Here is a 25,126-nt window from a genome sequence, read left to right as displayed (position 1 = left end):
ACAGGAGGTGTTCATCGGTCGTTCGTCGGCCCGCAGTCGCCAGGTCGTCGCGTGGAAAGACCGTCTGAGGGTCCCCACCCGACGAAAGGACCACGATGCGACCACGCAACGGAGCGACCCTCGCCACCGCGACCTGCCTCTCGGCAACGTTGCTGCTGGCCGGGCTCCCGGCGGCTGCGACCGCCGACGATCACGCGCACAGCACGACCCCGACGACCTCCGAGGGCCACGTCCTCGCGAGCGAGAGCTTCGACGGGCTCACCACGAGCCTGCGGCCCCGGGTCCACGAGACCCACATCCCCATGAGCACCCTCGGCTGGACGCCCGAAGCGCCGGCCGGCTGGACGGTCACGAACGATCCGTCGATGGCCGGCAAGGGCAAGGACGAGTGGCGGGGATGGACCTTCGCGACCCCGGCGTTCTGGTCGGCGGCCCAGACCGGGCAGGGGCGCGAGCAGTTCACCAAGGCGTCGGGGGTGCTCGCCGTGGCGGAGAACGACGAGTGGGACGATGGCAACACCCCCGGCGAGCAGCTCTTCTCGAGCACGCTCACGTCCCCCGGGATCACTGTGGCCGGGGGCTCGACCGTGCACGTGAACTTCGACTCGAGCTACCGGCAGACGGGCCCCCAGGTCGCAGGCCTCGAGGTCTCGTTCGACGGCGGGGCTCCTCGACGGCTCTTCGAGTACTCGACCGAGGCCCTCGGCGACCAGGTCTACCTGCAGGACCGGACCCTCACCCAGCCCGTGGTGGTCCCCGCCGGCGTGACCTCCATGCGGGTGTCGTGGGTCGTCGAGCGGGCGACGAACGACTGGTACTGGGCCATCGACGACTTCTCCGTGACCGACGCGGCCGTGCCTGGAGCGGAGTCCCCGCTTCCGCCTCCCCCACCAGGTCCCGCCGACGTCCCGGACGGCATCAGCGACCGCAAGGTACTGTTCGTCGACTTCGACGGCGTCCGGCTCGACAAGCTGCGCGAGTACGACACCCCCAACATCGACGCGCTCGCCGCGGCGGGCCAGCTCAGCGCCTCGTACCTGCAGGACAACGCCCTCGGCCCGACCGTCTCGGGTCACGGGCACGCCAACCTGCTGTCCGGTGTCTGGGTCGACAAACACCGTTCTCCCGACAACAGCTTCACGAACCCCAACATCGAGGCGTACCCCGACGTCCTGACGCGGCTCGAGCAGGTGAACCCGCGCTTCTCGACGTTCTCCACCGCCGACTGGGCTCCCCTCAACCAGCACCTGATCCTGCGGCCCGACGTGAAGATGCAGCAGAAGGGCGCGTCGGTCGCCGCGACCGACGCCCAGAGCGTCGAGGACGCCGTCGAGGTGCTCTCGACCCGCAACCCGGACGCCATGGTCGTCTACCTGCACAACGGCGACGCCACGGGGCACGCGTACACCGCAGAGTCGCCGCAGTACAAGACGACGATCGAGACGCTCGACCGCCAGGTCGGTGAGCTCGTGGACGCCATCGAGGCCCGTGCGACAGCCCAGCAGGAGGACTGGCTGATCGTGTCGTCGACCGACCACGGATTCACGGGGTACGGGCACGGTGGGGACCAGCACCTGACCCGCAAGGTCTGGGTCCTCGCGTCAGGCGGCGACGTGCCGGCGACGGGAACGGCGATCCGGGAGTGGCGCCAGGTCGACCTCGTCCCGACGATGCTCAAGCACCTCGGGGTCGAGATCGACCCCTCGTGGGGCCTCGAGGGCGTCCCGATCGGCACGCCCTCGCGCGACCCCTTCGACACCGTCGCGACGGCGTTCCAGGGCGTGGTCGACGAGCCTGCCAAGCCCGAGGACACCCAGGGGTGGACCAAGCAGACGCCCGCGGGATGGTCGATCGACGAGAGGACTCCCGACGTCGGGGTCACGGAGTACCGCGGGTGGTCCTTCATGTCGGGCGAGTTCTGGACCACGAGCCAGGAAGGACAAGGACGGGGGTCGTTCGTCCGCGGCCGCGACGTCATCGCCGTCGCCGACCCCGACGAGTGGGACGACCTCGGCGAGCCGACGGTGTCGGGCGCCCGCTTCGACTCGACGCTGTGGTCACCGTGGCAGACGGTCGGGGGCGGTGGCGCGGTGAACCTGTCGTTCGTCCACCACTACCGCCAGATCAACGCGTCCGCCTCGCAGCACGCCGAGGTCGTCGCCGAGTTCGACGACGGCACGACCCAGGTCCTGTGGGAGCGAGACGCCTCCCAGGGGCCGCTGTTCGAGATCTCCCGGCCGGTGTCGTTGTCCACGACGGCACCCGACGGTGCGACCGGGGTGCGGATCGGATGGCGCCTGTCCGACGCGGGGAACAACGGGTACTGGGCGGTCGACGCGCCCCAGATCGCCGCGGAGGGGTCGACCGAGGATCCCGTCGTCGAGCTGGACGTCGAGGTCATGCCGCGCTGCGTCGCCGGCAGGGTCACCCTCGCCGTGCGTGCGGTCAACGCGGGAGACGTCCCTGCTGACGTGAGGGTGACCACGCCCTTCGGCAGCCGGACCTTCGTGGAGGTGCTCCCCGGGAAGAGCGCCCACCAGTCGTTCGCGACCCGGGCGTCGTCGGTCGAGGCCGGCACGGTCACCGTCACGGGAACCGCGAGCATCGACGGGTCTCCGGTGAGCACGCCGTACGAGCAGTCGATCCCCGCGGCGGCCTGCTGACCCTTCGACCGTCCGGACCGTACCGGAGCGACGAGGGCGCTGGGCACGCGGCTGTCCGCGCTGCCCAGCGCCCTCGTCAGGCGACCGATCGCAGGGTCGCCACCACGGAGAGCCACGCACCACGTCGGCGCGCGAGGACCAGGTCGGCCCTGGTCCCGGGAACGAGCGCACCCCGGTCGACGAGCCCCGCCGCACGCGCGGGGCCGGACGTCACGAGCTCGACCGCCCGCGGCAACGTCGCCAGGCCCTCGCGCACGAGCACGTCCACGGACGCAAGCATCGAGGCCGGCACGTAGTCCGACGCGAGCGCGTCGACCACCCCCTCCTCGACGAGCTCGCGTGCGGACACGTTGCCGGTGTGCGACGCCCCGCGCACGACGTTTGGCGCTCCCATCACGACCGACAGCCCGGCGGAACGTGCAGCGCGCGCGGCAGCGACCGTCGTCGGGAACTCCGCCACGGCTCCTCCGCGGGCAACCAGAGCGTCGACGTCCTCGACCGTCTCCGGGTCGTGGCCCGCGAGGCGGACCCGACCGCTGCGCGCGAGATCGCCCAGGTACGCGAGCGTCACGGCAGCGACCTCAGCACGCTCCTCTCGGTCGGCCCGCCAGCGTGCGACGTGCTCGAGCGCGCCCGCCGACGACATCCCGGCGCGCTCGACCAACCATCGTTCCATCGTCCCGAGACGTGCGTACTGACCGATCCCCGGGGTGTGGTCCTCGTGCGAGACCAGGACCGGCCCACCGCCCGCGGCACGGAGATCCCTCGCCTCCGCGCTCTCGAGCACACCACGCAGCGACTCGACCGCGGACGGGCAGCGGATGTCGACCCGGTGCAGGACCCGCGCACCGTCCTCGCGCACCTCGTCGCCCGCGAGCGCCGTCAGCAACGCCTCGGCCCCGGGCCCTGCCGGCGGCAGGCCGACGGGCGTGCGATCCCCGTAGGCCACACCGTGGTACGCCGTGAGCACCCCTGCCGCCACGAGCCGGTCGGTCGCCGCGCGGGTCGCCAGGTCGAGCGGGAGACGCGCGCCGGGTCGCGGACTGGCCTCGTGGCCGAGGACGTCGGTGTGCACGTCCACGAGCCCGGGGAGGCACAGCGCACCCCCGCCGTGAAGGTCGGCCCGGCTCCCTCGCGGAGCGGGCCCGACCTCGACGACCTGCCCTCCGTGCACGACGACCCGTGCGTCCTCGACGACCCGGCCCGGGAGCACCGCGTCCACGCCGTCGAGCGTGTAGTCGCGGGGAGCACGTCCCACCTCACGAGGAGGCGGACAGCTCTCGTCGGGACGACCGGACCGGCAGGTGGGCGCTGGCGTCACAGGCATGCCCGACATCTTGTCCGAACAACCTGGCGAAACGATGAACGACAGTTCACACCTCGTTCACCGTCGCAGGCACGACTGTTCTCGGGGTCCTCGCAGACTCCTCGACGGTGCTCGTCCCGGGCACCACCTGGACGTCACGACCGGAGACGACATGAAGACCACGACCACCCTCACCGCAGCCGCACTCGCCGCCGTCACGGCCCTCACGCTCTCCGCGTGCGGTGGCTCGAGCGCGGCCTCGGACGCCTCGACGGCCACGACCGGTTTCCCGGAGGTCCTGCGCCTGGGCGCGATCCCCGCGGAGAACTCGACCGACCTCGCCGCGGGGTACGACCCGATCATCAAGATGCTCGAGGCGGAGACCGGCGCGAAGGTCGAGGTGAGCCAGGCGTCCGACTACGCGGGCGTCATCGAGGGCCTCATCGCCGACAAGGTCGACCTCGCCTTCCTCGGCTCGTTCGCCTACGTCATCGCGACGCACAACGACGCGGCGATCACCCCGCTGGGCGCCGTGGTCGCGGAGAAGGGCGTCGACCCCGGCTACTACTCCCTCGGGATCACGCAGGGCGATAACGCCGAGATCGACGGCCTCGAGGACTTCGCGGGCCGCAGCGTCTGCTTCGTCGACCCCGGCTCGACGTCCGGCTTCCTCTACCCGAGCTCGGGCCTCATCGATGCAGGCATCATCGAGTCCGGGACCGAGAAGGACCTCGCGCAGGGCGTCCAGCCGGTGTTCGCCGGCGGCCACGACGCGTCCGCGCTCGCCGTCGCGGCCGGTGACTGCGAGGCAGGGTTCGCGATGCAGTCGATGGTCGAGGACACCCTGCCGGAGGCCGGCGACCTCGCCGAGGGCGACCTCAAGGAGGTCTGGAAGTCTCCCAAGATCTCGGGCTCGCTGTTCGTCGGCAACGACGCGCTCGGTGCCGAGGCGATCGAGACCCTGACCACGCTCATCACCGAGAAGGCCAACTCGGAGTACCTGCTGTCGAAGGGCTACTGCGACGGGGAGTGCCTCCTCACGGACGAGGACGCCTGGGGCTTCGCGCCCGCGCAGGACTCCGACTACGACGGCACCCGCGAGGTGTGCACCTTGACCAAGTCCGACAAGTGCGAGGGGTGACCGTGCGTTCCGGTCCCTCCCTCGCCGTCCCGTCGACCCGGAGCGAGAGCCTTGTGCAGGTCCGTGGGCTCGTCAAGCAGTTCGACGAGACCACGGCCCTGGCGGGGGTCGACCTCGACGTCGCACGTGGCGAGCTGCTCGTCCTGCTGGGGTTGTCGGGCTCGGGCAAGTCGACGCTCCTTCGCTGCCTCAACGGCCTGCACCGGCCGAGCGCGGGCGAGGTGACCGTCGCCGGCACGCGGGTCGACCGCGCCTCGTCGCGCGAGCTGCGCCAGCTGCGCACCGAGGTCGGCTTCGTCTTCCAGCACTTCAACCTCGTCGGACGCCTGACGTGCCTCGAGAACGTCCTGATCGGTGGCCTCGGCCGCGTGCGCGGGCCCCGCTACGGCATCTCCACCTACTCGCGGTCGATGCGGGAGGAGGCGCTGGCACACATCGAGCGGGTGGGGCTCGCCGACCAGGCCTACCAGCGGGCCGACACGCTCTCGGGCGGTCAGCAGCAACGCGTCGCGATCGCGCGCACGCTCATGCAGCGGCCCCAGCTCGTCCTCGCGGACGAGCCCGTCGCGTCGCTCGACCCCGAGAACGCGGCGGCCGTGATGGACCTGTTCGTGCGCGTCTGCGCCGAGGAGGGCCTGACCGTGGTGTGCACGCTCCACCAGGTGGACCTCGCGCTCGGCTGGGCGGACCGCCTCGTCGGGCTCCGGCACGGCGAGAAGGTCCTCGACCGCCCCGCTGCGGGACTCACTCGGGAGGACGCCATGGCGATCTACCGCCGCGTCGAGCCCCTGGCCGAGGACAGGACGCACGTGGAGGGCCCCACCGGCACGCCCGACGACGGCGCCCGGCTCGCCGAGCGCCGCACCGAGGTCCCGGCGTGACGGCCCCCGCCCCGGCACCGGCGCGGGACACGTCCCACGGCACAGCACCGGAGACCGGGCCCCGTGGCGACCTCGGCGTCCCACACGTGGTCGCGCGCCGGCCCCCGGCCACGCGCCAGCAACGTCTCTTGCGCTGGTTCGGCGGTGGCGCGGTCGTCCTCACGCTCGTCGCCGCCTCGTCCATCGGCCTCGACCTGCCTGCCCTCGTCGCAGGAGGCGAGGACGTCGCCAACCTGCTCGAGCGCATGCTGCCGCCGCGGCTCGACGACCCGGCCCGCATCACGACGCTCGCCCTCGACACCGTCCTCATGGCGTTCCTCGGCACCGTGCTGGCAACGGTCCTCTCCGTTCCGCTCGCGTTCCTCGCCGCCCGCAACACGACCCCGCACCCTGCGGTGGCAGCCGTCGCACGTGCCGTCGTGACGTTCTGCCGCGCGGTGCCGGACCTGGTCTTCGCGGCGCTGTTCGTCCGCGCGCTCGGGCTCGGCGTCCTGCCGGGAGTGCTCGCTCTCGCCCTGCACTCGGTGGGCATGCTCGGCAAGCTCTTCGCCGACGCGATCGAGGGCATCGACCCAGGACCGCGGGAAGCGGTGCGCAGCGTCGGCGTCGGACGCGTGCGCGAGCTCGTGAACGGCGTCCTCCCGCAGGTCGTGCCCGCCTGGATCTCCGCGTTCGTCTACCGCGTCGACATCAACCTGCGCACGTCCGTCGTGCTCGGCTTCGTCGGCGCCGGCGGTATCGGCTTCGCGCTCCAGGACGCGCTGCGTGGTCTGGTCTACCCGAAGGCGCTCGGCATCGTCGCGGTCGTCCTCGTGCTCGTTGCCGCCATGGAGCTCCTGTCGGTCAGGATCCGGCGCTCGCTGCTCGCGCCGAGCCGCCCACGGTTCCAGCGTGACCGTGCGGTCCGCTGGGCGTCCGGGGCCGGCGCGGCCGTCCTCGTCGTGGTCTCGTTCGTCCGCCTCGACATCGACCCGCTCGCCGTCGTGACCTCGATCCCGAGCCTCCTCGAGGTCGCGGGCCGCACGTTCCCGCCCGACCTCACATCGCTCGGGCCGGCACTCTGGGAGGCCATGCTGCAGACGCTGGCCATCGGGCTCGTCGCGACCGGGCTGGGCGTGGTGCTGTCGCTGCCGCTCGGTCTGCTGGCCGCTCGCAACGTCGCGCCGCACCCGGTCGTCTACGGCGCCGCCCGCACGACGATCCTCCTCGTCCGCGCGGTCCCCGAGCTCATCCTCGCGGTGATCTTCGTCGCCGCCGTGGGCCTCGGCCCGGTCGCCGGAGCGATCGCCCTCGGCATCGGCTCGATCGGCTTCCTCGGCAAGCTGGTCGCGGACGCGGTCGAAGAGATCCCGACCGGCCCCCTCGAGGCCGTGCGCTCGGTGGGCGGTGGCTGGTGGAAGGTGCTGTTCTCCGCGGTGCTGCCGCAGGGCATGCCGTCGATCGTCGGTTCCGGCCTCTATCTGCTGGACGTCAACATCCGTACCTCGACCGTCCTCGGGATCGTCGGCGCCGGTGGCGTCGGATTCCTGCTCTTCGAGGCGGTCCGCACCCTCCACTTCGAGGTGGCCGGCGGGATCGTCCTCCTCGTGTTCCTCGTCGTCCTCGCCATCGAAAGGCTCTCCGGATGGATCCGCGCCCAGCTGACCTGACCACCGTCGCCCTCTGGGAGGGCGACGGCGCCCTCCGCCTCGTGGAGGTCCCGCTGCCCACGCTCGTTCAGGGGGAGGTCCTCGTCCGCGTCCGTCTCGCCACGGTCTGCGGCAGCGACCGGCACACCGTGTCCGGTCGCCGCTCCTCCCCCTGCCCCTCGGTCCTGGGGCACGAGGCAGTCGGGGAGGTCGTCGGTCTCGGCCCGCACGGCGCCCCTGGCGACGACGGCCGGCCGTTGGAGATCGGTGATCGCGTCGTCTTCGGTGTCACCGTGGCGTGCGGGTCCTGCGACCGTTGCCTGGCCGGCCGCAGCGCCAAGTGCCGGTCGGTGCGCAAGGTCGGCCACGAGGCCTTCGGCTCGGCGTGGCCGTTGAGCGGGACGTACGCCCGCCACCTCGTGCTGCCCTCGGGCGCGACCGTCGCCCGGGTGCCCGCCGGGCTCCCCGATCTCCTGGCGGCCCCTGCGGGGTGCGCGACGGCGACCGTCATGGCGACGATCGAGGCGGCCGGCCCGCTCGAGGGACGCCGAGTGCTCGTCAGCGGGGCCGGGATGCTCGGCATCACGGCCGTCGCCGCCGCCCGGGACGCCGGTGCCGACCAGGTGGTCGTCACGGACCCCGACGCCGAGAGGCGCGCACTCGCGCTGCGGTTCGGCGCGACGTCCGCGCGGGACACGGACGAGCCCGTCGGCCTGGTCGACGTCGCGATCGAGCTGTCGGGCGCGAGTCCTGCTGTCGCTCGTTGCCTCGAGCTCCTCGACCTCGGGGGCCGGCTCGTCCTGGCGGGCTCGGTGGCCCCCGGGCCGGACGTCCCGGTCGACGCCGAGCGCGTCGTGCGCGGCTGGCTGACGATCACCGGGGTGCACAACTACGAGCCACACCACCTGCGTGCCGCGCTCGACCTGCTCGAGCGGACCCGTGACCACGTGCCGTGGGACGAGCTGGTCACGCCCCCGGTCGGCCTCGACGACATCGGTCGGCTCCTCACGGGCCCCACCGAGACGCGACCCCGCGCTGCGGTCGTGCCGTGAGCGCGCCCCGCTCAGGCCTCACCCAGCTCGACGACGACGCGCACCGCGTCGGCCCGCACCCACCGCTCCGTGGACAGCAGCGGGCGACCGTCGCGGCCGTCACGGGCCAGGCTCACGATGAGCCACGCCGGGTCCCCCGGCCGACAGCCCAGCCCCGCGCTCGCCTCCTCCGGCGCGGACTCCATGCTCGCCCGGGTCCAGGCGCGCTCGGGCAGCACCTTCGCGGTCCCGCGCAGGATCGCGTCGAGCGACTCCTCGTGCCGCAGCGCGAGGGGCAGCTCGGGGACGAGCTCCGCGGTCATCCACTCGACGCCCCACGCGGCCGGCATGTCGTCGATGAACGACCGCCGGACCAGGCGGAACCCCGGCACGCCGGTCGCCACCTCGAGCGCGCCGGCGACGTCGTCGGGCAACGCGACCTCGTCGCACGCGAGGACGACCGTCCGTGGAGTTCCGCCCGCCTCCCGCACCGTCCTGCTCCACGACGGTGCGCTGCCGGGCGACACGAGGTAGTCCACGCGGTGCCGGGAGAACGTCCCGAGCCCCTGGATGCGGCTCACGAGCATGCGGCGCTCGAGCTCCTCGAGAGCCGAGCGCGCCGCAGCGCGACCGACGCCGAACCGCGCCCCCACCTCGGCCTCCGACGCGACCCGCTTCCCGGGAGGCATGACGGCGAGCTCCTCGGCGAGCACGCGGACGATCTCCGACGACCTGGTCACGCGCGGACTGTACCCGTGCCGGACGGCCTCCAGGTGAACACCACCCGGCCGACCTCCCGCGACCGGATCTCGCGCGTCGCACCACGACACCCCACCCCTGCACCACCCCACCACTGGAAGGACATCCCATGATCGCTCTCGCCGCTCTGGACATCGCCGGCACCACGATCGAGGAGGGCAGCGCCGTCTACCGCGCCCTCCACGACGCCGTGCGACGACACGGAAGCTCCGCCGACGTCGCCGACGTGGCGCGCTGGATGGGGGCCGACAAGCGCACCGCCATCCGCGCCCTGCTGGCGCTCGATGGCGACGCCTCAGCTGTCGAGCAGACGTTCGTCGACTTCGAACGCCTCCTGGCCGAGGCCTACGAGGCGACACCCCCGGTCGCCATGCCGGGCGTCCTCGACGCGTTCGCGGCGTTCCGCGACCGCGGGGCACGGATCGCGCTCACGACGGGATTCTCGACCGACGTCACCGAACAGCTGCTCGAACGACTGGGGTGGACCGATGGCGTCGTCGACGCGGTCGTCACCACCGACGACGTGCCCGCCGGCCGCCCGGCGCCCTACATGGTCCACCGCGCGATGGAGCGTACGGGCGTGACGGACGTCGCGCAGGTCCTGACTGCGGGTGACACGGTCCTCGACCTCCAGGCCGGGAGGAACGCGGGCGCCCGCTTCGTCGTCGGTGTGCTCTCGGGGGGCGTCCCCCGGGAGGTGCTCGAGGCTGCGCCGCACACCCACGTCGTGCCGAGCATCGCCGACGTCCCGATGCTGCTGGACCTGCTCGACACACCGGCCGCGCTCGCCACGGTCTGACACGACGCTCCGTCCCGCCGACCGGTATCCCTCCCGACGCCGGCGGGACGGCTCGCCGCGCCTGGGCCGAGCGCGGGCCGTTGTCGACGCACCTGTGCCTGGCTAGGGTCGACGGCATGCCCGCACCTCGTTCCTGGCAGTCCGAGACCGCGCGGCTCGGCAACGCCGAGCCGTCCGACCCCACGGGCTGGTTCGAGCGGCTCTGGTCCTCCGCCGCGCACGGCGACATCACCATGCCGTGGGACCGGGTCGATCCGCACCCGGCGCTGGCCTCGTGGACCGGAGCCCCCGCACCGGGCGGCGCGAGCGGGACCGCGGTCGTCGTCGGGTGCGGGCTCGGGGCCGACGCCGAGCACCTGGACCGGCTCGGCTACCAGACGACGGGCTTCGACGTCTCGCCGACCGCGGTCCAGGCCGCCCGCGGACGGAACCCTGGATCGTCGGTGACCTACGCCGTCGGGAACCTGCTCGACCTGCCGCCCGCGTGGGCGGGCGCGTTCGACCTGGTCGTGGAGATCTACACCGTCCAGGCCGTGAACCGCAGCGTCCGCGACGCGCTCACGGCCGGGGTCCGCTCGCTCGTCGCGCCGGGCGGGACCCTGCTCGCCGTCCAGGGGGCCGCACGCCGGCCCGACGACGACGGCCCGCCCTGGCCGTTGACGCGCACCGAGGTCGAGGCGTTCGGCCGGGACGGCCTGGAGGCCGTGTCGATCGAGGAGCTCGCGGCGCCGGGTGCTGCTCCTGGCCGGCCCGGGACGTGGCGGGCGGAGTTCCGTCGGGGCTGAGCGTCCGACCCGGCTACGGTGGGGTCTTTCTGCCCGACCGAGCCGGAGCGTTCGTCCCCCGTGATCTCCACCCTTCTCGTCGCCCACCCGTGGTTCTCCCCCGTGGTCCTCGCCGTGCTCGTGCTCGGCGGGCCGGTCGCGGGGCGCTGGCTGTACTGGCGGCCGCGCACCGCGTGGACGGTGTTCGCGGCGTCGCTGCTGCCGATCGTGCTGCTGACCCTCGTCCCGACGAGCCGGGAGGTCCTCGAACGGTGCGCCGTCTCCTGGTACCTGCCGACGTTCGGCCGGGTCGAGCTCATGGCCAACGTGATCCTGTTCGTCCCGCCGGTCCTGCTCGCCGCCGTCGCGAGCCGCCGCCCCGTGGTGGCGCTGGTCGGGGGTGTCGTCGGTTCCGCCGCGATCGAGGCGGTGCAGGCGCTGGCCCCCGGTCTCGGGCGCTCGTGCGACACCAACGACTGGCTCACGAACTCGATCGGCGCGGTGATCGGCGCGGCCCTGGCCTGGGCCGCGATCTGGGCCGCGCGACGGTGGCCGCGACGGATCGGGACCACGGGCCGTCGGTGAGGCGCGTGGCGTGAGGCGCGTTGTGTCCGAGGGGCGCTGGGTAGGGGCGCTGGGGGGCGGGCGCTCGGTGGGGCGTCCCGCGTCTGATCGGGCGTCGGCCTGGTCCGGGTACCCGGCGTCGTGCGTGTCGGGTCGAGCGCGCGTAGCGTCGAGGGCACAAGCCGTCGTACCGACACAGGAGGGGTGCTCATGGCACGCAAGAAGTCGTGGAGCGAGTTCAGCAGCGGCAAGAAGGCACTGATGGTGGTGGCCTCGATCGTGCAGATCTCGCTCACGGTCGCGGGCTACCGCGACCTGGCCAAGCGCTCCGACGACGAGGTCGAGGGCTCGAAGCTCGCATGGGGCGTGGCGATGCTCGCGAACTGGGTGGGCCCGATCACCTACTTCGCGAAGGGCCGCAAGGGGCTGGGCCTCAACAGCTGAGCCGTCGGGGCGCGGGCCCGCAGTGGCAGGACGACACCGGCGAGAAGCGGTGTGTACGGTCGCCATCCGCTCGTAGAAGTCTCGAGGGACGAGGTCGTCGTTCTCCGTCGAACGAGCGAGCCGGGCGACGACGTCGGTCGACGCTGCAACGCGCCATCACAGGCCGGAGGCCTGTCGCCCTTTCGCCCTCCGCCTCTGCTCGGCTGGTCACGATGCTTCGCCTCCCGTCGCTGGAGGCCCCACGGTCGGCAGACTGGCGAGCAGGCCACGGAGGAGCTCCACCTCGACGAGCAGTGCTTGCTTGCCGCGCGGGGTGATGCGTGCCCACGTGCGAGATCGGCGCCCGTCGCTGCCCTTGCGGAGCTCGACGTAGCCGCTGGTCACGAGGACCTCGAGATGTCTTCCCAGGTTGCCGTCGGTGAGTTGGAGCGCGCGCTTGAGGTACGTGAAGTCGGCGTCGCGAGTCTCGACGAGGATCGCGAGAATCCCCAGCCTGGCTCGTTGGTGGACGGTCTCGTCGAGCTGGGAGAGAGGATGCGGATCGGACGCGGAGCTCACGCTGGAGCCACCTGGGCGAGACGTCGTTCTCGGACGAATGCCAGCACACCCAGGACCAGGAGCCCGACGGTGCAGATGACCATCCCACCGACACCGCCTCCCAGGAGGGCCGCGTGGTTGTCGAGCGTGCCGAGCGAGACCAGCGGGCTGACCGCCATGAGAGCCAGCCCGGGCCCCCACAGCCACGCTGTCTCCGCGCGCCATCCGAGCACGCCGAGACCCACACCCAAGAAGAACACCGGGCCGACGAGGAACACGGCGCCGAAGCCGAACGGGACGAAGAGCAACGCCAACAGCGCCAGGGCGAGGACGCCGTACCTGTCGTTGCCGACCCCGACCCCGATCAACCGCCGCTGGACCAGCATGACCGCCAGCAGCACCCCGTAGGTGACCGCCGGAACGAGAATCTTCGGGAAGAGCATCCCGAACGTGGCCGCCTCGAGGTACGTCAGATAGACCATGGCCAACGCGTTGACGAGCAACGGCAACGACGTCGCGTGCCGCACCGCCCGCTGCTGGACCCGGATCGCTTCGACGTACTCCGACGCAGTTGTCATGCACGCACTCTGTCAGACAGAGTAAATCGGATCAAGACACCTGTTCGTGGCGACGACCCACCGACGGAAGACGTCGCAGAACTGGTGTTCACGATGCGCCAGGGCGCCCTCGACGACGGGCGACAACGTCGGCTGGTAGGTAGGCGACAGTCCCCGCGCCGGGCGTGAATCTGGGGAACCTACCCCTCGGCGGTGCTCTGCTGGCCGCCGTCCTCCCCGTTCTCCCCCGCGCACCCAGGCCGTCCTGAGCGGGGTACCAGCAGAACCTGCCTCATCCGGCGGGCACCTCCTAGCGTGAAAGGCATGACGTTGAACCCGATCCCCACTCTGACCTTGAACAACGGCACAGAGATGCCTGCCCTGGGGTACGGCGTCTTTCAGACGCCCCCGCAGGAGACCGTCGACGTGGTCACCGAAGCGCTGCGCACCGGCTACCGGCACATCGACACCGCCGCCGCCTACGGCAACGAGCGCGAGGTCGGACGCGCGATCGCCGAATCCGGTCTCGAGCGCGACGAGGTCTTCGTCGAGACGAAGGTCTGGATCAGCGACTACGGCTACGACGCGACGCTGCACGCGTTCGACAAGTCCGCCGGCAAGCTCGGCATCGAGACCATCGACCTGCTGCTCCTGCACCAGGCGCTGCCGAGCCGGTTCGACCTGACGATCGAGGCCTACAGAGCACTGGAGACGCTTCTCGCCGACGGCAAGGTCCGCGCGATCGGCGTCAGCAACTTCATGCCCGACCACCTGACCTCGCTCCTCGAGGCCACCACGGTGGTCCCAGCGGTCAACCAGATCGAGGTCCACCCCTACTTCCAGCAGAAAGACCTCCAGAAGCTGCACGCCGAGCACGCCATCCTCACCCAGGCATGGTCGCCGATCGGCGGCATCACGTTCTACCCCGGCTACGGCGAGGAACGTCGCAGCACCCTCGCCGACCCGACGATCGGCCAGATCGCCACCGCGCACAGCAGGACGCCCGCGCAGGTGATGCTGCGCTGGCACCTGCAGCAGGGCCGCTCCGCGATCCCCAAGTCCGTCACCCCCTCGCGCATCGCCGAGAACTTCGCCGTCACCGACTTCGAGCTCACGGACGCCGAGCTCACCGCGATCGACGCCCTGGACACGGGCGTCCGCGGCGGCCCCGACCCCGCCGACATCACGCTCGAGAGCTTCGGCCGCGAGATCCCCGAAACCTGAGCACCAGCACCGGCCGAGCCTCACCGCACGAAGGAGCCAACCATGCAGTACCGCCCGCTCGGACGCACCGGCGTCCAGGTCAGCCCCCTGACCCTCGGTGCCATGATGTTCGGCCCGTGGGGCAACGACGACCGCCAGGACGCGACGCGCATCGTCCACCGCGCGCTCGATGCCGGCATCAACGTCATCGACACCGCTGACGTGTACTCCGCCGGCGTCTCGGAGGAGATCGTCGGCGACGCGATCACCGGGCGCCGGGACGAGGTCTTTCTCGCGACCAAGTTCTTCATGCCGATGGACGACGACCCGAATCACCGGGGCGGGTCGCGCCGGTGGATCGTGCGCGAGGTCGAGAGCTCGCTGCGGCGGCTGAAGACCGACCACATCGACCTGTACCAGGTGCACAGGCCCGACCCCGGCACAGACGTGACCGAGACCCTCGGCGCCCTGACCGACCTGGTCCGCCAGGGCAAGGTCCGCTACATCGGCTCGTCCTCGTACTCCGGGTCGCAGATCGTCGAGGCCCAGTGGGCGTCCCGGGAGCGGCGCCTCGAGCGCTTCGTCACCGAGCAGCCGCCGTACTCGATCCTCGTGCGCGGCATCGAGGAGGACGTCCTGCCCGCCGTGCAGCGGCACGGCATGGGGACCTTGACCTACAGCCCCCTGAGCGGCGGCTGGCTGTCAGGCCGGTGGCGCAAGGGGGCCGCGTCCACCCCGACGTCGAGCGCGCGACCCGGTGCCCGCTTCGACATGAGCAGCCCGGCCAACCAGCGCAAGCTCGACGTCGTGGAGGAGCTCGCCCTGCTCGCAGAGCAGGCGGGCATGTCGCTCGTCGAGATGTCGATCGCCTGGGCGATCCGTCATCCGGGTGTCACGTCCGCGATCGTCGGCCCTCGCACGATGGAGCAGCTCGAGTCGTACCTGCCCGCCCTGGACGTCACGCTCAGCGCCGACGTCCTCGACCGGATCGACGAGCTCGTCGCCCCGGGGGTCACGGTGAACCCCGACGACAACAGCTACGGCGCGCACGAGCTGACTCCCGCGGCACGGCGCCGCTGAACCACCACTTTCCCGAACCATCCCAGCACCACTGAGAGGCACCACCTCATGCGAGCAACACTCATGTACGGCGCCGGCGACGTCCGCATCGAGACCGTCCCCGACCCCGTCCTCCAGCAGCCCACCGACGCCATCGTGCGCGTCGTGCGGGCGTGCGTCTGCGGGTCGGACCTGCACCCCTACCACTCCATGCCCGGCTCTACCCAGGGCAACCCGATGGGCCACGAGCTCATCGGCGTCGTCGAGGAGACCGGCAGCGCCGTGACGAACGTCAAGAAGGGCGACTTCGTCATCGCCCCGTTCGCGTTCTCCGACAACACCTGCGTGTTCTGCCGTGAAGGATTCCAGACCTCCTGCGTGCACGGCGGATGGTACGGCTCCCCCGAGACGGGTGGCCTGCAAGCCGAGCTCGCCCGCATCCCGCTGGCCGACGGCAGCCTCGTCGTCGTCCCCGACGTCGACCCGGCGACCGCCGACGAGGGACTGCTGAACTCCCTGCTCACCCTGTCCGACGTGTACCTCACCGGCTACCACGCGGCGCACATGGCACAGGTGCAGCCCGGCCAGATCGTCACCGTGATCGGTGACGGCGCCGTGGGGCTCTCCGCCGTGCTCGCCGCCAAGCAGCTCGGCGCGGAGCGGATCATCCTCATGGGCCGGCACGCCGCGCGCACCGACCTGGGGCGTGAGTTCGGCGCGACCGACGTCGTCGCTGAGCGTGGCGCCGAGGGCATCAGCAAGGTCATGGACCTCACCGGAGGCGAAGGCTCGCACGCCGTGCTCGAAGCCGTGGGCCACATGCCCGCCTACGAGCAGGCCTACGGCGTCGTACGCCCCGGCGGGATCATCTCCCGCGTCGGCGTCCCCCAGTACGAGGACGCCCCCGTCGGTTTCGGGTCCCTGTTCGGCAAGAACGCACGCCTCGCCGGCGGCCCCGCTCCGGTGCGCGCCTACCAGGAGGCAGCGATCACGCAGGTCCTTGCCGGGGAGATCAACCCGGGCAAGGTGTTCGACGCCACCCTGCCGCTCGAGGACGTCGCCGAGGCCTACCGCCTCATGGACTCCCGCGAGTCCCTCAAGGTCGCCCTGCGGCCCTGACCACCAGAGGGTGGGCGCCCCGGCGCCCACCCTCTTCCCGTTCTGTGTCCCCGACCCCGCCCGAGGAGTGGTCATGGCTCCCACACCGTCCGCACGCGCCCACCACGACGAGCTGTTCCCCGACCACGTCTCGACGCTCGCCCAGACCGACCCCGAGCTCGTCGAGTACTTCGACAGCTTCGCGTTCGGCGAGGTGCCGCGCGACGCACCCCTGCCGGTGCGCACCCGGCTCATGGTCCAGCTCGCCGCGCTCATCGCCTGCGGTGCCGTGAACGAGTACCGCACGATGGCCGGCGCCGCACTGACCGTCGGCATCACGCCGGTCGAGGTCAAGGAGGTCGTCTACCAGGCGGTGCCGTACGTCGGTATGGGCCGCGTGCTCGACTTCCTGCACGCGACGAACACCCTCCTGACCGAGCACGGCGTGAGCCTGCCGCTGCCCGGCCAGTCGACGACGACCCCCGACACCCGCAAGGAGGCCGGGCTCGCGGTGCAGAAGCAGATCGTCGGCGCTGCGGCCGTCGACGCGATGTACGCGAACGCGCCGGCCGACGAGCAGCACATCCAGCGGTACCTGTCCGCGAACTGCTTCGGCGATCACTACACCCGCGACGGGGTCGACGTGCCCACGCGCGAGCTGCTCACCCTCGCCATGCTGATCGCCCTCGGCGGGGCCGAGCCCCAGGTCGCCGGGCACGTCCGCGCCAACCTCAACGTCGGGAACGACCGCGCCACGCTCCTGGCGGTCATCACCCAGCTGCTGCCCTACGTGGGCTACCCGCGCACCCTCAACGCGCTGCGCGCGCTGGACGAGCACGCCCCCGCCCGAGCAGGCGAGGCGCCGCCGCACCATCGATCCTGAGGGGACGTGCAGGACCGCCGACATGGCCCCTGACCACGAAGGAGCAGCATCATGAGCGACTGGAACTCCGCCGAACTCGCGGCCATCGACGCCGACGGCGAGCTACGCGTCACCGCGCACCGCCCCGACGGGACACTGCGTACCCCCCGCATCGTGTGGCACGTCGTCGTCGACGACCATCTGTACATCCGCTCCGTGCGGGGCACCGACGGCGCCTGGTACCGCGGCGTGCAGCGCACCGGCACGGGTCAGATCGACTCCGGTGGAATCCGCACCGACGTGACCTTCGTCCGCGACGACAGCCATGACGACGCCATTGATGCCGCCTACCGCGCCAAGTACGGCGACGGCTCGGCCGTCGACCACATCACGGCACCCGCCGCACGGGCCACCACGCTGCGCGTCGAACCCGCCTGACCACCTGCCGATCCGAGCGCCGCCGCCAGCCCCGTGGCGGCGGCCCGGCTCGTCGGCGCGTTGCCGAGAGGGCGGCAGGCTCCTCGCGCTCGATCGTCCTGCCACGGTAGGACCCCGTGGCACTCGCGTCCGACGACGGGGTGACGCCCGGACGCGAGCGCGCGCCTACCGTCGGGGTGTGCCCGACTCGACCTCGCTCCACGAACCCCTCGACGACCGCTCGCCCTTCGCACCGGTCCGTTCCCACAGAGCTGCGGCGCCCAGCGGACAGCCCATGTCACGTGGCGCCGTCGTGCTCGTCGCAAGCTTCCTGCTCGGGGGACTCACGTCCTTCGCCCAGGGCCTCCTGCCCGACGCCGCAGCTCCCTTCGCGAACTCCGCGAGCGGCTGGACCCTGCTCACGGCGCTCCTCGTCGCCTGGGTGGCGGGCGACCCGCGGGCCCGGACGTGGCACGCCGCAGTGTTCGGAGCCGCGAGCTTCGTGCTGCTCGTCGTCGGCTACACCGTCGCCGCCGACGTCCGCGGGTTCGTCTACGACCCGGTGCTGTTCGGGGTCGTCGGCCTGCTCGTCGGTCCGTTCGTCGGCGTCGGAGCGGCGTGGCTGCGCGAGACAGGCGTACGCGCCGCCCTGGGCACAGCGCTGCTCGCGGGGATCGGCCTCGGCGAGTCGGTGTACGGGCTGACAACCGTGGTGGAGACGACGGGAGCCGGCTACTGGGTCGCGATCGGGCTCGTGTCGCTCGGCCTGCTCGCCGTCATGCTCGGGCGTGCACTCCGCGGCACGCTGCACGTGGCACTGACCGCGGCGGGCACCGCCGTCTTCTGCGCGGCGTTCGTCCTCGCCTACCGCGCACTCGGCACGGTCGGCTGACCCTGCGTCGACGGCGAGGCCGCCCGCTGCGGCGCGCGACCCGTCACGACAGACAGACAGACAGACTGTCGACGTGCGACGCAGATTGCATGGACACGCCGCCGTACTTTGGGTGATCCCGGTCGTGTCGATCAGGCTGCGAAAGGTAGGTTGCACGCCCTAGAGGTCTGTGGACGGAGCGCTGCGCGTTCTCCTGAACCCACTCGGCTCCGCCAAGGGTGACGCTACCGGTCCGCCGTGGATGCCACGACCTCCGCAGCGGCCCGCGGGCTGCCCAAATCGTTTCAAAATCCCTACTTCCAGTTTTGCATCTCGTTGAAGCCCTTGCATGGCCCTAGGTCCGCGTCGCAGTTGAGGAGGCCCTGCTCAGCGGCGGCGCGAACGCGAGGGCGATCACCGATCTCTCCGAGGTCTTTCGTCATTTCAATGATGCGCGCTTGCGGGTACCGAGGCCGTGCCACGAACGACACTTCCTGCGCGACAACGTTGATCGCGCTCGCGTAGGCAACGACAAGGTACGACTCACCCGCGACATGCTCGCACTCGGTGGCGGCGCAGATCGAGCACTCGCCGTCTTTACTCTCCGCCACCTTCGGATGGGGCTCGCCCATCTGGTGATCACAGTCTTCCACTAGGCGAGCGCAGATAGAGCATGCGAAGTCGCTGACCAGGCCGCCGGACACCCCCACGCGCAGGTGCGAGACATCGATAGGACAATCCGTCCAATACGCTTCGTCGCGCCAGACAACGGGGCAGCCAAAGAGGCCCCGATTCACGAACGCGGCCCGGTGAATCGCGAGGTGCGCGATCTCCTTCAGTTCGTGGTCTTCGAGGTAATTCAGGGCCGCCACCGCCGAAGTGGTCGACTTCGTGATGTGAGGTTCGATCGCGTTGAGAGTCGCCTGGTCGATGGTCGCTCCAAACTGCTCCCACTCCTCGCGCTTCTGTCGCTGGATGACACGTGCCGCGTCCTCGTCCTCCTCGACCAGTTCAAAATCCAGGGTGGGCACCTCCTTCGCACGATCGCCAAGGATCATAAGCACGGCGTCATACTCGTCATCAGCCGCCTGCATCGACTCTCGCCCGTAGTGGTCAAGGTAGCGCTCGCGGTTCGGTCCGCCGGACGGCGGGATCGATCCCCACTGCATCACGACCATCTTGAATTGGAGTCCGCCCTCACTCATGTTCCTTTCCTCCGATCCCCTTCCGCATCTTCGCTGACCTGTTCAGCTCACGCAGGGCACGGAGCACGTCATCACCCTCCCCCTCGACCTCGTAGTTGCGGCCGGTCTCTGTCTCCGCTACCGAGACCCTCAGCGGCAGTTTCATTGCCTGTTCCGATGTCCATCCCTGTGTGTCGGACCGGTGGGCGATGAACAGCGACACCGTGAGGATTAGCCAGTCACTCGCCATCGTGAAGCACGCCAAGCCCAGAGCCCACATCTCTGGGTCGACGCTGAACTCAGACAAGTACTTGCGTGAGCCCTCAGGCACCGAGAACTCAACGGGGAGGTCAGCGGATCGCGCAGCCTTCGGGAGATAGCGGACGTTCTCCGTGTAGCGCAGCCCTCCATCGGCGCCGCCGCCGGTGGGCAATACCGTACGAGTCGGGATCACGTAGACCCTGTCGGGGTCAACGACCTCGGGGATCGCACCCGGCAGAGGGGCCCACTCGCCGACGGTCACTTGGCATGTCATGCCGGAATCCTATTCCGGCCTTACGACGCATTGCTGGCCCATGCTCGCGGGAGTTGCGGCCCGAGACTGACGGAGACTCGTGTCGGCGATGCCAGGTACGGTCGGTGGCATGTCGGACACTCCCAAACCCACACCAGCACGGCAAGGTCTCCTTAGCGACGACGCCCGTGATGGGACTGACGCGCGTCCCGACGAACTGGACCGTCAAGGCTATGCGGACCACCTCACGAGGCTCCTGAACAACGTCCGGGTGCAGAGCGAGTCAACGGTCCTCGCGCTCATTGGCGACTGGGGGTCGGGCAAGAGTTCCGTCCTCGAGATGTTGCAGCGTCGGCTCCAGGATCCTTGGCGCGTCGCGGTCTTCAACCCCTGGACCTACCCCGACACCCCGAGCCTGCATCGCGGGTTCTTCAACGAGCTCGCATCCGCCCTCCCCGCGGGAAACCGCCCTGGGGGCGCTCGAGCAAAGGTCGGAGACTTCGCGCGGGCGATCAGTCCACTCGGGAAGCTTGGCAGCCTGGTCGGTCTTGACGCGCAGGACCTGCTCAAGGCCGCGGGAGATCTTGTCGCTGGCGACACCAGCGCCTCAGCAGCCAAGAAGTCCGCTGAGGCTGCGCTACGCACCGCCGACCTCCCAGTGCTGATGGTCGTCGACGACCTCGACCGACTGACGCCCGACGAACTGCTCGAGGTCCTGAAGCTCGTGCGCCTGGTCGGGCGACTCCCGAACGTGTACTACCTGTTGTCCTACGACGAGCGAACCCTTCTTGACGTCCTTCTACGCACCCCAGTCTCCGGAAACGACGAGGGACGGGCTCACGCCTATCTGGAGAAGATTGTCCAGGTTCGACTGGACATGCCCGCGCTCCGAGCCCCTCAACGCGCAAGGCTGCTCAATGACGGACTGGACAAGATCGGCGCTGCCGTCGGTCTGCTTCTCACAGCGGAGGATGAGCGAAGACTGAGCAAGATCTACTTCAGTGTCCTCGACCGTCGCCTTTCGACTCCGCGCGCGATCACGCGCTTCCTCGGCCAGATCCAAGCCTTCTACCCGCTCCTGCACGGAGAGGTCGACTTCGTCGACTTCTTCGTCGTCAACTGGCTGCGCACCCAGGAGCCAGGTGTATACCGGATGCTCCAGAACTACCGCGACGATCTCCTCGGGCAAGACTTCTCGCACCTCCCCCTCAGTCGCGACGCGGCTGCTCAACAAAGTCGGCGCGCACGGTGGGACGAACGTCTTCGCGAGGCGCACGTCCAACAAACTGATCTCCCGGGCGTGATCGAAGTTCTCTCCGCCCTCTTCCCGCAGATTGCCGCCGCGTTCGCCGACGTGCAGTATCTCGCGGAGGCACGACAGCGGTCGACACCGAAGACGATCAGCCACATCGACTACTTCGACCGCTATGTGAGCTTCGGCATCCCCCAGGACGACGTCTCCGATGCAGACGTCGCGAAGGCAGTCGCGGATCTCGCCAGGTCGGCAGACAGCCCGGCGGTCGCGCTACTCGGCGAGGAGATCGCCAACGAGACGGCACGCGCCATGCGAAAACTCGTCGCGCTCCGAGAAGCCCAGGTACCGCTGCCCGAAACCGCACTCTTCGACCTGATCGCGCGCACGTCGCCCAAGATTGACCGACGGCGCAACGACCTCTTCGACAACCCCTGGCTCGCCGCCGTGCGAGGTGGGGCCGCTTGTCTCGCAACCATGGGCACCGAAGTAGCCGTCAACACCGTCACCCAGCTCGGAAACGTCCAGGAACTCGAGGAGTACGTCGTCGACGTCGTAGGTCTCCTAAAGCCTCGGGACACCGATTCTGTAAACGAACGCCTGCCCGCCGAGTTCGACTTCCCGTCCGTGGAGAGCGCCGCGTCTGCGGTCATCAAGGCTTCCCTTGAGGCGCATGCCGCGAGCAGTCCACTCAACGACGGTGCCATGACAAGATTCTGGACATGGCGACATCTCGACCCTGACGCTGCCAAGGCGTGGCTGGTGAGCCAGGTCGACACTGGGCTCTGGTCCATGTCGGATACGGTGGGCGCCTTCACCACCACGCTGGTAGCCGTTGGAGTGCCGATCCCAGACCCGCGCATTGGCGACTTCGAGATCCGCGCCGTGGACGACATCCTCGGCCTCGAGCGGGTGTTCGCCGAACTGGAATCGGACCTGGACGCCGCAACCCCACTCAGTGGCAGCGGTCATCGAGTACCTGCGACACCTGAGAACCGCGTTCGGCACGCACTGCTCAGCCTGAAGCGGGAGAGGGAATCACGCACCAACGTGGGAGAGCACCACACCTGACATACCCGCTGACCCACGGAACCTCCGTCAGGCAGATGTGGTCATAGTCAGATTCTGGTGGTTGTTCAGACTCCCCCGCGTAGCGACGCGCTGGTCGCGCGCCGGGTGTTCCGCCCGGGGAGATGTACCACTCTCTAGCTTGTACCATCCGACTGGGCTGCTCCATCCGATTGCTGCCAGAGGGCGGTCCGCTATGCGCGGTAGCGTCGAGCCTCGGCAAGCATGTGCCCGCGCAGAAGGAGACGTGACATGACGGCGACCGCCCGATCGCCGAGCCCCTTCGGTCCGGGGCGCGGTGCAGCAAGCTGGGTTGCGAGCGCTAGCGTCTTTTGCTCGTCTGCCACGCTGCCGCTCGCAGTGATGAGCAGAGCAGCAGACCGCAGCACCAGGGTCGCGTGGACGGGGTCCATGGTGGTAGTGAATCCGTGGGCGATGTCGTTGCGGATGTTTGAGCCTTCAGGGCCGAGCAGCAGCCAAGTCAGGAAGTAGTGCCACGAAGGATCGAGGCTGATCCTTAGGAGTTCATCGAGGAGCGTGCCGAGCGAGGGGTACTTGCCAGGGCTGTTGCCGACCTGAACCTGATACGCGCCTTCGTCCATCTCGCGCAGGAGCCGTCGTGCGGCGGCTTCGACCGCTGGCGTCGCCACGTACGCGGCCTCCAGATAGTCGCCTGCCCAGAAGTGGCAGAACGCCTTGGCCAAGACGCGTGCACCGTCGGGATCGCACGCATAGACGTCGAGGAGCCATGTCGTGAGCTCGGTCTCTGTGGGGGTGCTGTACTTCTCGCCGAGCCGGTACAGGCCGGATCCGTGGATCTGGCCCATGTGCCGGGAGGCAATTGCCACGTGCAGAGCTACGTCGTGCTCGACTTGCTCATCCGGAGTCGTAAGTGTCTTTCGTGGGAGACCGTCTGCGCCGAGAAGAACTGTGGTGAATAGATGCCGGATGGCGAAAGGACGGCCGCGAACGGAAGTCCGGATCCGGTCGATATCACCGCACGGGACTGGTGACTCGAGGAAGTAGCGCAGGCCACGGTGCCAGGTGTGGCCGCGGGTGAACGCGTGGAGCTCACTCTCGGGGATCCAACTGGGGATGTGGGCACTTGAGGAGATCTTCTCGAGGCCGAGGTCGCCGGCCGAGACAACCTCGAGCTCGCGCTGGATCTCTCTGAGGTCGCTGCGCAGATTGTGCTGTGTCGCGAATCGCGCGGCGGTCGCCAGATGGGACTGCTTGACCAAGGGCTCGCTGGTGGCGGCGGCTATCCGGCGGAGTGCCGCCATCTCGTCGATGCGAGTCTCGGCTCGCTTGGCATCGGCGTGGGGGCCGGGAGTGATCATCTTCCGACGCAGGTCACTAGCCTCGGAGATGACATGGTGCATGACTTCCATCGCGACGATGTCGGTCAGTAGCTTCTCCGCAGTAGCGTGCAGGGCACCTTGTCGAAGGGAGTTGGTCGGCTTCTGCGCTATGACTGCCAGCAGTGGCATGACGTGGCCAATGCACTGCCGGGCACCCGGCAGCCTGACCCGCCTCTCGATCTCGTCGAGTATGACGTCCTCAACATCAAAGAGTTTGAAGAGCCGGGAGATCGTCCACGCGCGTGTCAGGTACGCCCCGGTAGTCAAACTGTTGTCGACTCCGGCGACGGCCGCCAGGTAGCTGATGGCGGCATGGCGAGCTCGATGGACCAGGTTCCCGTCGCGGCGAATCATGAGAAGCTCCTCGAGCCGGGCAACGGCTGCCGGATGTGTCACCGAACCGAGCACCTCGCGCCACAACTCCACGACGTCGACCGACGCGTTCTTCGGATCGGGCAAGAACCTGTCTGCAACAAATTCCGTGCCTGGCTTGCGCATCTCGCCGACGCTCAGGCTTCGGCCTCCGACGGCCGCCAACTCTCGGGTCAGTACTTCGTCCATGCCGCCCCGGGCCTCGATCGCGTTCTCGACCTGCCCCCATCCAGCCGGGCCGTCGGTCATCTCGGCGAACGCAGTGTCGAGGACTTCCGCAGCGGCGACGACGTGACTCAGGTCGAAAACGTACGGCGCTGATAGAGGAAGCTGCGCCGGCACCTCGTCCTCCGCGGCCAAGTCCGCGTCAGTGTCGACGTCCTCGTCGGAGAACGAACCTGCGTCCTTGGGCGTATCCGCCGATGGGTCCTCCGGTGCCGCGCTTGCGCTCATAAGCTCATTCTCCCGGATGCAATAGCGATTCTCGGCGCTCAACGCAGATGAGGGCGTAGACGAGGTCTGAACCGCCCCGGGTTTCATGGAGGCACTCGACCCATGGCAGTGGAGAGCCAAGGCAGTGCTGGGGAAGTACCCGCACGAGCTTCGGGAGCGGGCGGTCCGGATGGCGGTGGACATGCGACATGATCCATCCACGCGCAAGGGCACCCTGGCCACGGTCGGCGATCCACTGGGGATCACCCCTCAGACGCTACGGAACTGGGGGCACGTGTGCACGCCCGATCCCCCGTGCGACGTCCCGGGACGTCGCACCGCTTGCTCATGTTGAGTCC

23 protein-coding genes are annotated in these 25,126 nt (G+C 69.9%); 16 read left to right on the top strand and 7 right to left on the bottom strand.

From position 1 onward, the window contains the following. Window positions 1-95 precede the first annotated feature (95 nt). Window positions 96-2,663, top strand: a complete 2,568-nt coding sequence (locus tag ASE27_RS18475; RefSeq protein ID WP_056654109.1) for an alkaline phosphatase family protein — start codon at window positions 96-98, stop codon at window positions 2,661-2,663. Between the two features lie 76 nt (window positions 2,664-2,739). Here the strand turns inward: ASE27_RS18475 and ASE27_RS18470 are convergent, their stop codons facing one another. Continuing rightward, window positions 2,740-3,921 carry an alpha-D-ribose 1-methylphosphonate 5-triphosphate diphosphatase gene (locus tag ASE27_RS18470; protein WP_056654105.1) on the bottom strand — a complete coding sequence of 394 codons (1,182 nt, stop codon included), beginning with the start codon at window positions 3,919-3,921 and terminating at the stop codon, window positions 2,740-2,742. A 220-nt stretch (window positions 3,922-4,141) separates the two neighbouring features. On the opposite strand from ASE27_RS18470, the gene ASE27_RS18465 reads away from it, so the two are divergent. The 4 genes from ASE27_RS18465 to ASE27_RS18450 all read left to right on the top strand — a co-directional run bounded on the left by ASE27_RS18465 (window position 4,142) and on the right by ASE27_RS18450 (window position 8,671). Next, on the top strand, window positions 4,142-5,110 hold the full coding sequence (locus ASE27_RS18465; protein ID WP_056654102.1) for a phosphate/phosphite/phosphonate ABC transporter substrate-binding protein: 969 nt from the start codon (window positions 4,142-4,144) through the stop codon (window positions 5,108-5,110). A gap of 2 nt (window positions 5,111-5,112) precedes the next feature. Next, window positions 5,113-5,991 (top strand): phosphonate ABC transporter ATP-binding protein, encoded by an 879-nt coding sequence (gene phnC / locus ASE27_RS18460; RefSeq protein WP_056654385.1) that lies wholly within the window; start codon window positions 5,113-5,115, stop codon window positions 5,989-5,991. A 128-nt stretch (window positions 5,992-6,119) separates the two neighbouring features. After that, a complete protein-coding gene (phnE, locus tag ASE27_RS18455) occupies window positions 6,120-7,640 on the top strand; it encodes a phosphonate ABC transporter, permease protein PhnE (RefSeq protein ID WP_200955979.1) in 1,521 nt (506 codons plus the stop codon). Continuing rightward, complete coding sequence (locus ASE27_RS18450; RefSeq protein WP_056654099.1) at window positions 7,616-8,671, top strand: zinc-binding dehydrogenase; 1,056 nt, start codon at window positions 7,616-7,618, stop codon at window positions 8,669-8,671. The genes phnE and ASE27_RS18450 overlap by 25 nt, the downstream gene beginning before the upstream one ends. An 11-nt stretch (window positions 8,672-8,682) precedes the next feature. Here ASE27_RS18450 and ASE27_RS18445 read toward each other — a convergent pair whose 3' ends face one another. Then, on the bottom strand, window positions 8,683-9,390 hold the full coding sequence (locus ASE27_RS18445) for a GntR family transcriptional regulator (protein WP_197487092.1): 708 nt from the start codon (window positions 9,388-9,390) through the stop codon (window positions 8,683-8,685). Between the two features lie 128 nt (window positions 9,391-9,518). On the opposite strand from ASE27_RS18445, the gene ASE27_RS18440 reads away from it, so the two are divergent. The 4 genes from ASE27_RS18440 to ASE27_RS18425 all read left to right on the top strand — a co-directional run bounded on the left by ASE27_RS18440 (window position 9,519) and on the right by ASE27_RS18425 (window position 11,980). Further along, window positions 9,519-10,208 (top strand): phosphonatase-like hydrolase, encoded by a 690-nt coding sequence (locus ASE27_RS18440; protein ID WP_056654095.1) that lies wholly within the window; start codon window positions 9,519-9,521, stop codon window positions 10,206-10,208. Window positions 10,209-10,324: 116 nt separating this feature from the next. After that, window positions 10,325-10,993 carry a bifunctional 2-polyprenyl-6-hydroxyphenol methylase/3-demethylubiquinol 3-O-methyltransferase UbiG gene (locus tag ASE27_RS18435; protein ID WP_056654093.1) on the top strand — a complete coding sequence of 223 codons (669 nt, stop codon included), beginning with the start codon at window positions 10,325-10,327 and terminating at the stop codon, window positions 10,991-10,993. Between the two features lie 60 nt (window positions 10,994-11,053). Then, window positions 11,054-11,557 (top strand): VanZ family protein, encoded by a 504-nt coding sequence (locus ASE27_RS18430; protein WP_056654090.1) that lies wholly within the window; start codon window positions 11,054-11,056, stop codon window positions 11,555-11,557. A gap of 189 nt (window positions 11,558-11,746) precedes the next feature. Beyond that, complete coding sequence (locus ASE27_RS18425) at window positions 11,747-11,980, top strand: hypothetical protein (protein ID WP_056654376.1); 234 nt, start codon at window positions 11,747-11,749, stop codon at window positions 11,978-11,980. A 207-nt stretch (window positions 11,981-12,187) separates the two neighbouring features. Here the strand turns inward: ASE27_RS18425 and ASE27_RS21030 are convergent, their stop codons facing one another. After that, window positions 12,188-12,538: a transcriptional regulator gene (locus ASE27_RS21030; RefSeq protein ID WP_056654087.1), complete on the bottom strand. Its 351-nt coding sequence runs from the start codon at window positions 12,536-12,538 to the stop codon at window positions 12,188-12,190. Further along, entirely contained in the window at window positions 12,535-13,095 is a 561-nt protein-coding gene (locus ASE27_RS21025; RefSeq protein WP_056654084.1) for a hypothetical protein, read from the bottom strand. The genes ASE27_RS21030 and ASE27_RS21025 overlap by 4 nt, the downstream gene beginning before the upstream one ends. 303 nt (window positions 13,096-13,398) lie before the next feature. Between ASE27_RS21025 and ASE27_RS18410 the strand changes: the two genes are divergently transcribed. The 6 genes from ASE27_RS18410 (at window position 13,399) to ASE27_RS18385 (ending at window position 18,605) form a co-directional block, all read left to right on the top strand. Further along, a complete protein-coding gene (locus ASE27_RS18410; protein WP_056654081.1) occupies window positions 13,399-14,298 on the top strand; it encodes an aldo/keto reductase in 900 nt (299 codons plus the stop codon). 42 nt (window positions 14,299-14,340) lie between these two features. Beyond that, window positions 14,341-15,357 (top strand): aldo/keto reductase, encoded by a 1,017-nt coding sequence (locus tag ASE27_RS18405; RefSeq protein ID WP_056654078.1) that lies wholly within the window; start codon window positions 14,341-14,343, stop codon window positions 15,355-15,357. A 48-nt stretch (window positions 15,358-15,405) separates the two neighbouring features. Beyond that, window positions 15,406-16,455: a zinc-dependent alcohol dehydrogenase family protein gene (locus ASE27_RS18400; RefSeq protein ID WP_200955978.1), complete on the top strand. Its 1,050-nt coding sequence runs from the start codon at window positions 15,406-15,408 to the stop codon at window positions 16,453-16,455. 73 nt (window positions 16,456-16,528) lie between these two features. Then, window positions 16,529-17,317, top strand: coding sequence for a carboxymuconolactone decarboxylase family protein (locus tag ASE27_RS18395; RefSeq protein WP_056654073.1), 789 nt, complete (start codon window positions 16,529-16,531; stop codon window positions 17,315-17,317). A gap of 51 nt (window positions 17,318-17,368) precedes the next feature. Continuing rightward, the gene (locus tag ASE27_RS18390) at window positions 17,369-17,734 is read left to right on the top strand and encodes a DUF2255 family protein (RefSeq protein WP_056654070.1); all 366 of its coding nucleotides are present in this window, start codon (window positions 17,369-17,371) and stop codon (window positions 17,732-17,734) included. A gap of 178 nt (window positions 17,735-17,912) precedes the next feature. Then, window positions 17,913-18,605 carry a DUF6518 family protein gene (locus ASE27_RS18385; protein ID WP_235535493.1) on the top strand — a complete coding sequence of 231 codons (693 nt, stop codon included), beginning with the start codon at window positions 17,913-17,915 and terminating at the stop codon, window positions 18,603-18,605. 293 nt (window positions 18,606-18,898) lie between these two features. On the opposite strand, the gene ASE27_RS18380 is transcribed toward ASE27_RS18385, so the two are convergent. Continuing rightward, entirely contained in the window at window positions 18,899-19,789 is an 891-nt protein-coding gene (locus ASE27_RS18380) for a hypothetical protein (RefSeq protein WP_056654063.1), read from the bottom strand. Further along, the gene (locus ASE27_RS18375) at window positions 19,782-20,291 is read right to left on the bottom strand and encodes a hypothetical protein (RefSeq protein ID WP_056654060.1); all 510 of its coding nucleotides are present in this window, start codon (window positions 20,289-20,291) and stop codon (window positions 19,782-19,784) included. Before ASE27_RS18375 ends, ASE27_RS18380 begins: the two co-directional genes overlap by 8 nt. A 121-nt stretch (window positions 20,292-20,412) precedes the next feature. Here ASE27_RS18375 and ASE27_RS18370 point away from each other — a divergent pair, with 121 nt between their 5' ends. Then, entirely contained in the window at window positions 20,413-22,605 is a 2,193-nt protein-coding gene (locus ASE27_RS18370) for a P-loop NTPase fold protein (protein ID WP_162259242.1), read from the top strand. 191 nt (window positions 22,606-22,796) lie between these two features. Here ASE27_RS18370 and ASE27_RS18365 read toward each other — a convergent pair whose 3' ends face one another. Then, the gene (locus ASE27_RS18365; RefSeq protein WP_056654053.1) at window positions 22,797-24,788 is read right to left on the bottom strand and encodes a hypothetical protein; all 1,992 of its coding nucleotides are present in this window, start codon (window positions 24,786-24,788) and stop codon (window positions 22,797-22,799) included. Window positions 24,789-25,126 lie beyond the last annotated feature (338 nt).

This window comes from Oerskovia sp. Root918, assembly GCF_001428945.1.
GTDB lineage: Bacteria > Actinomycetota > Actinomycetes > Actinomycetales > Cellulomonadaceae > Oerskovia > Oerskovia enterophila.
This window is presented reverse-complemented; position numbering and strand designations above follow the sequence as displayed.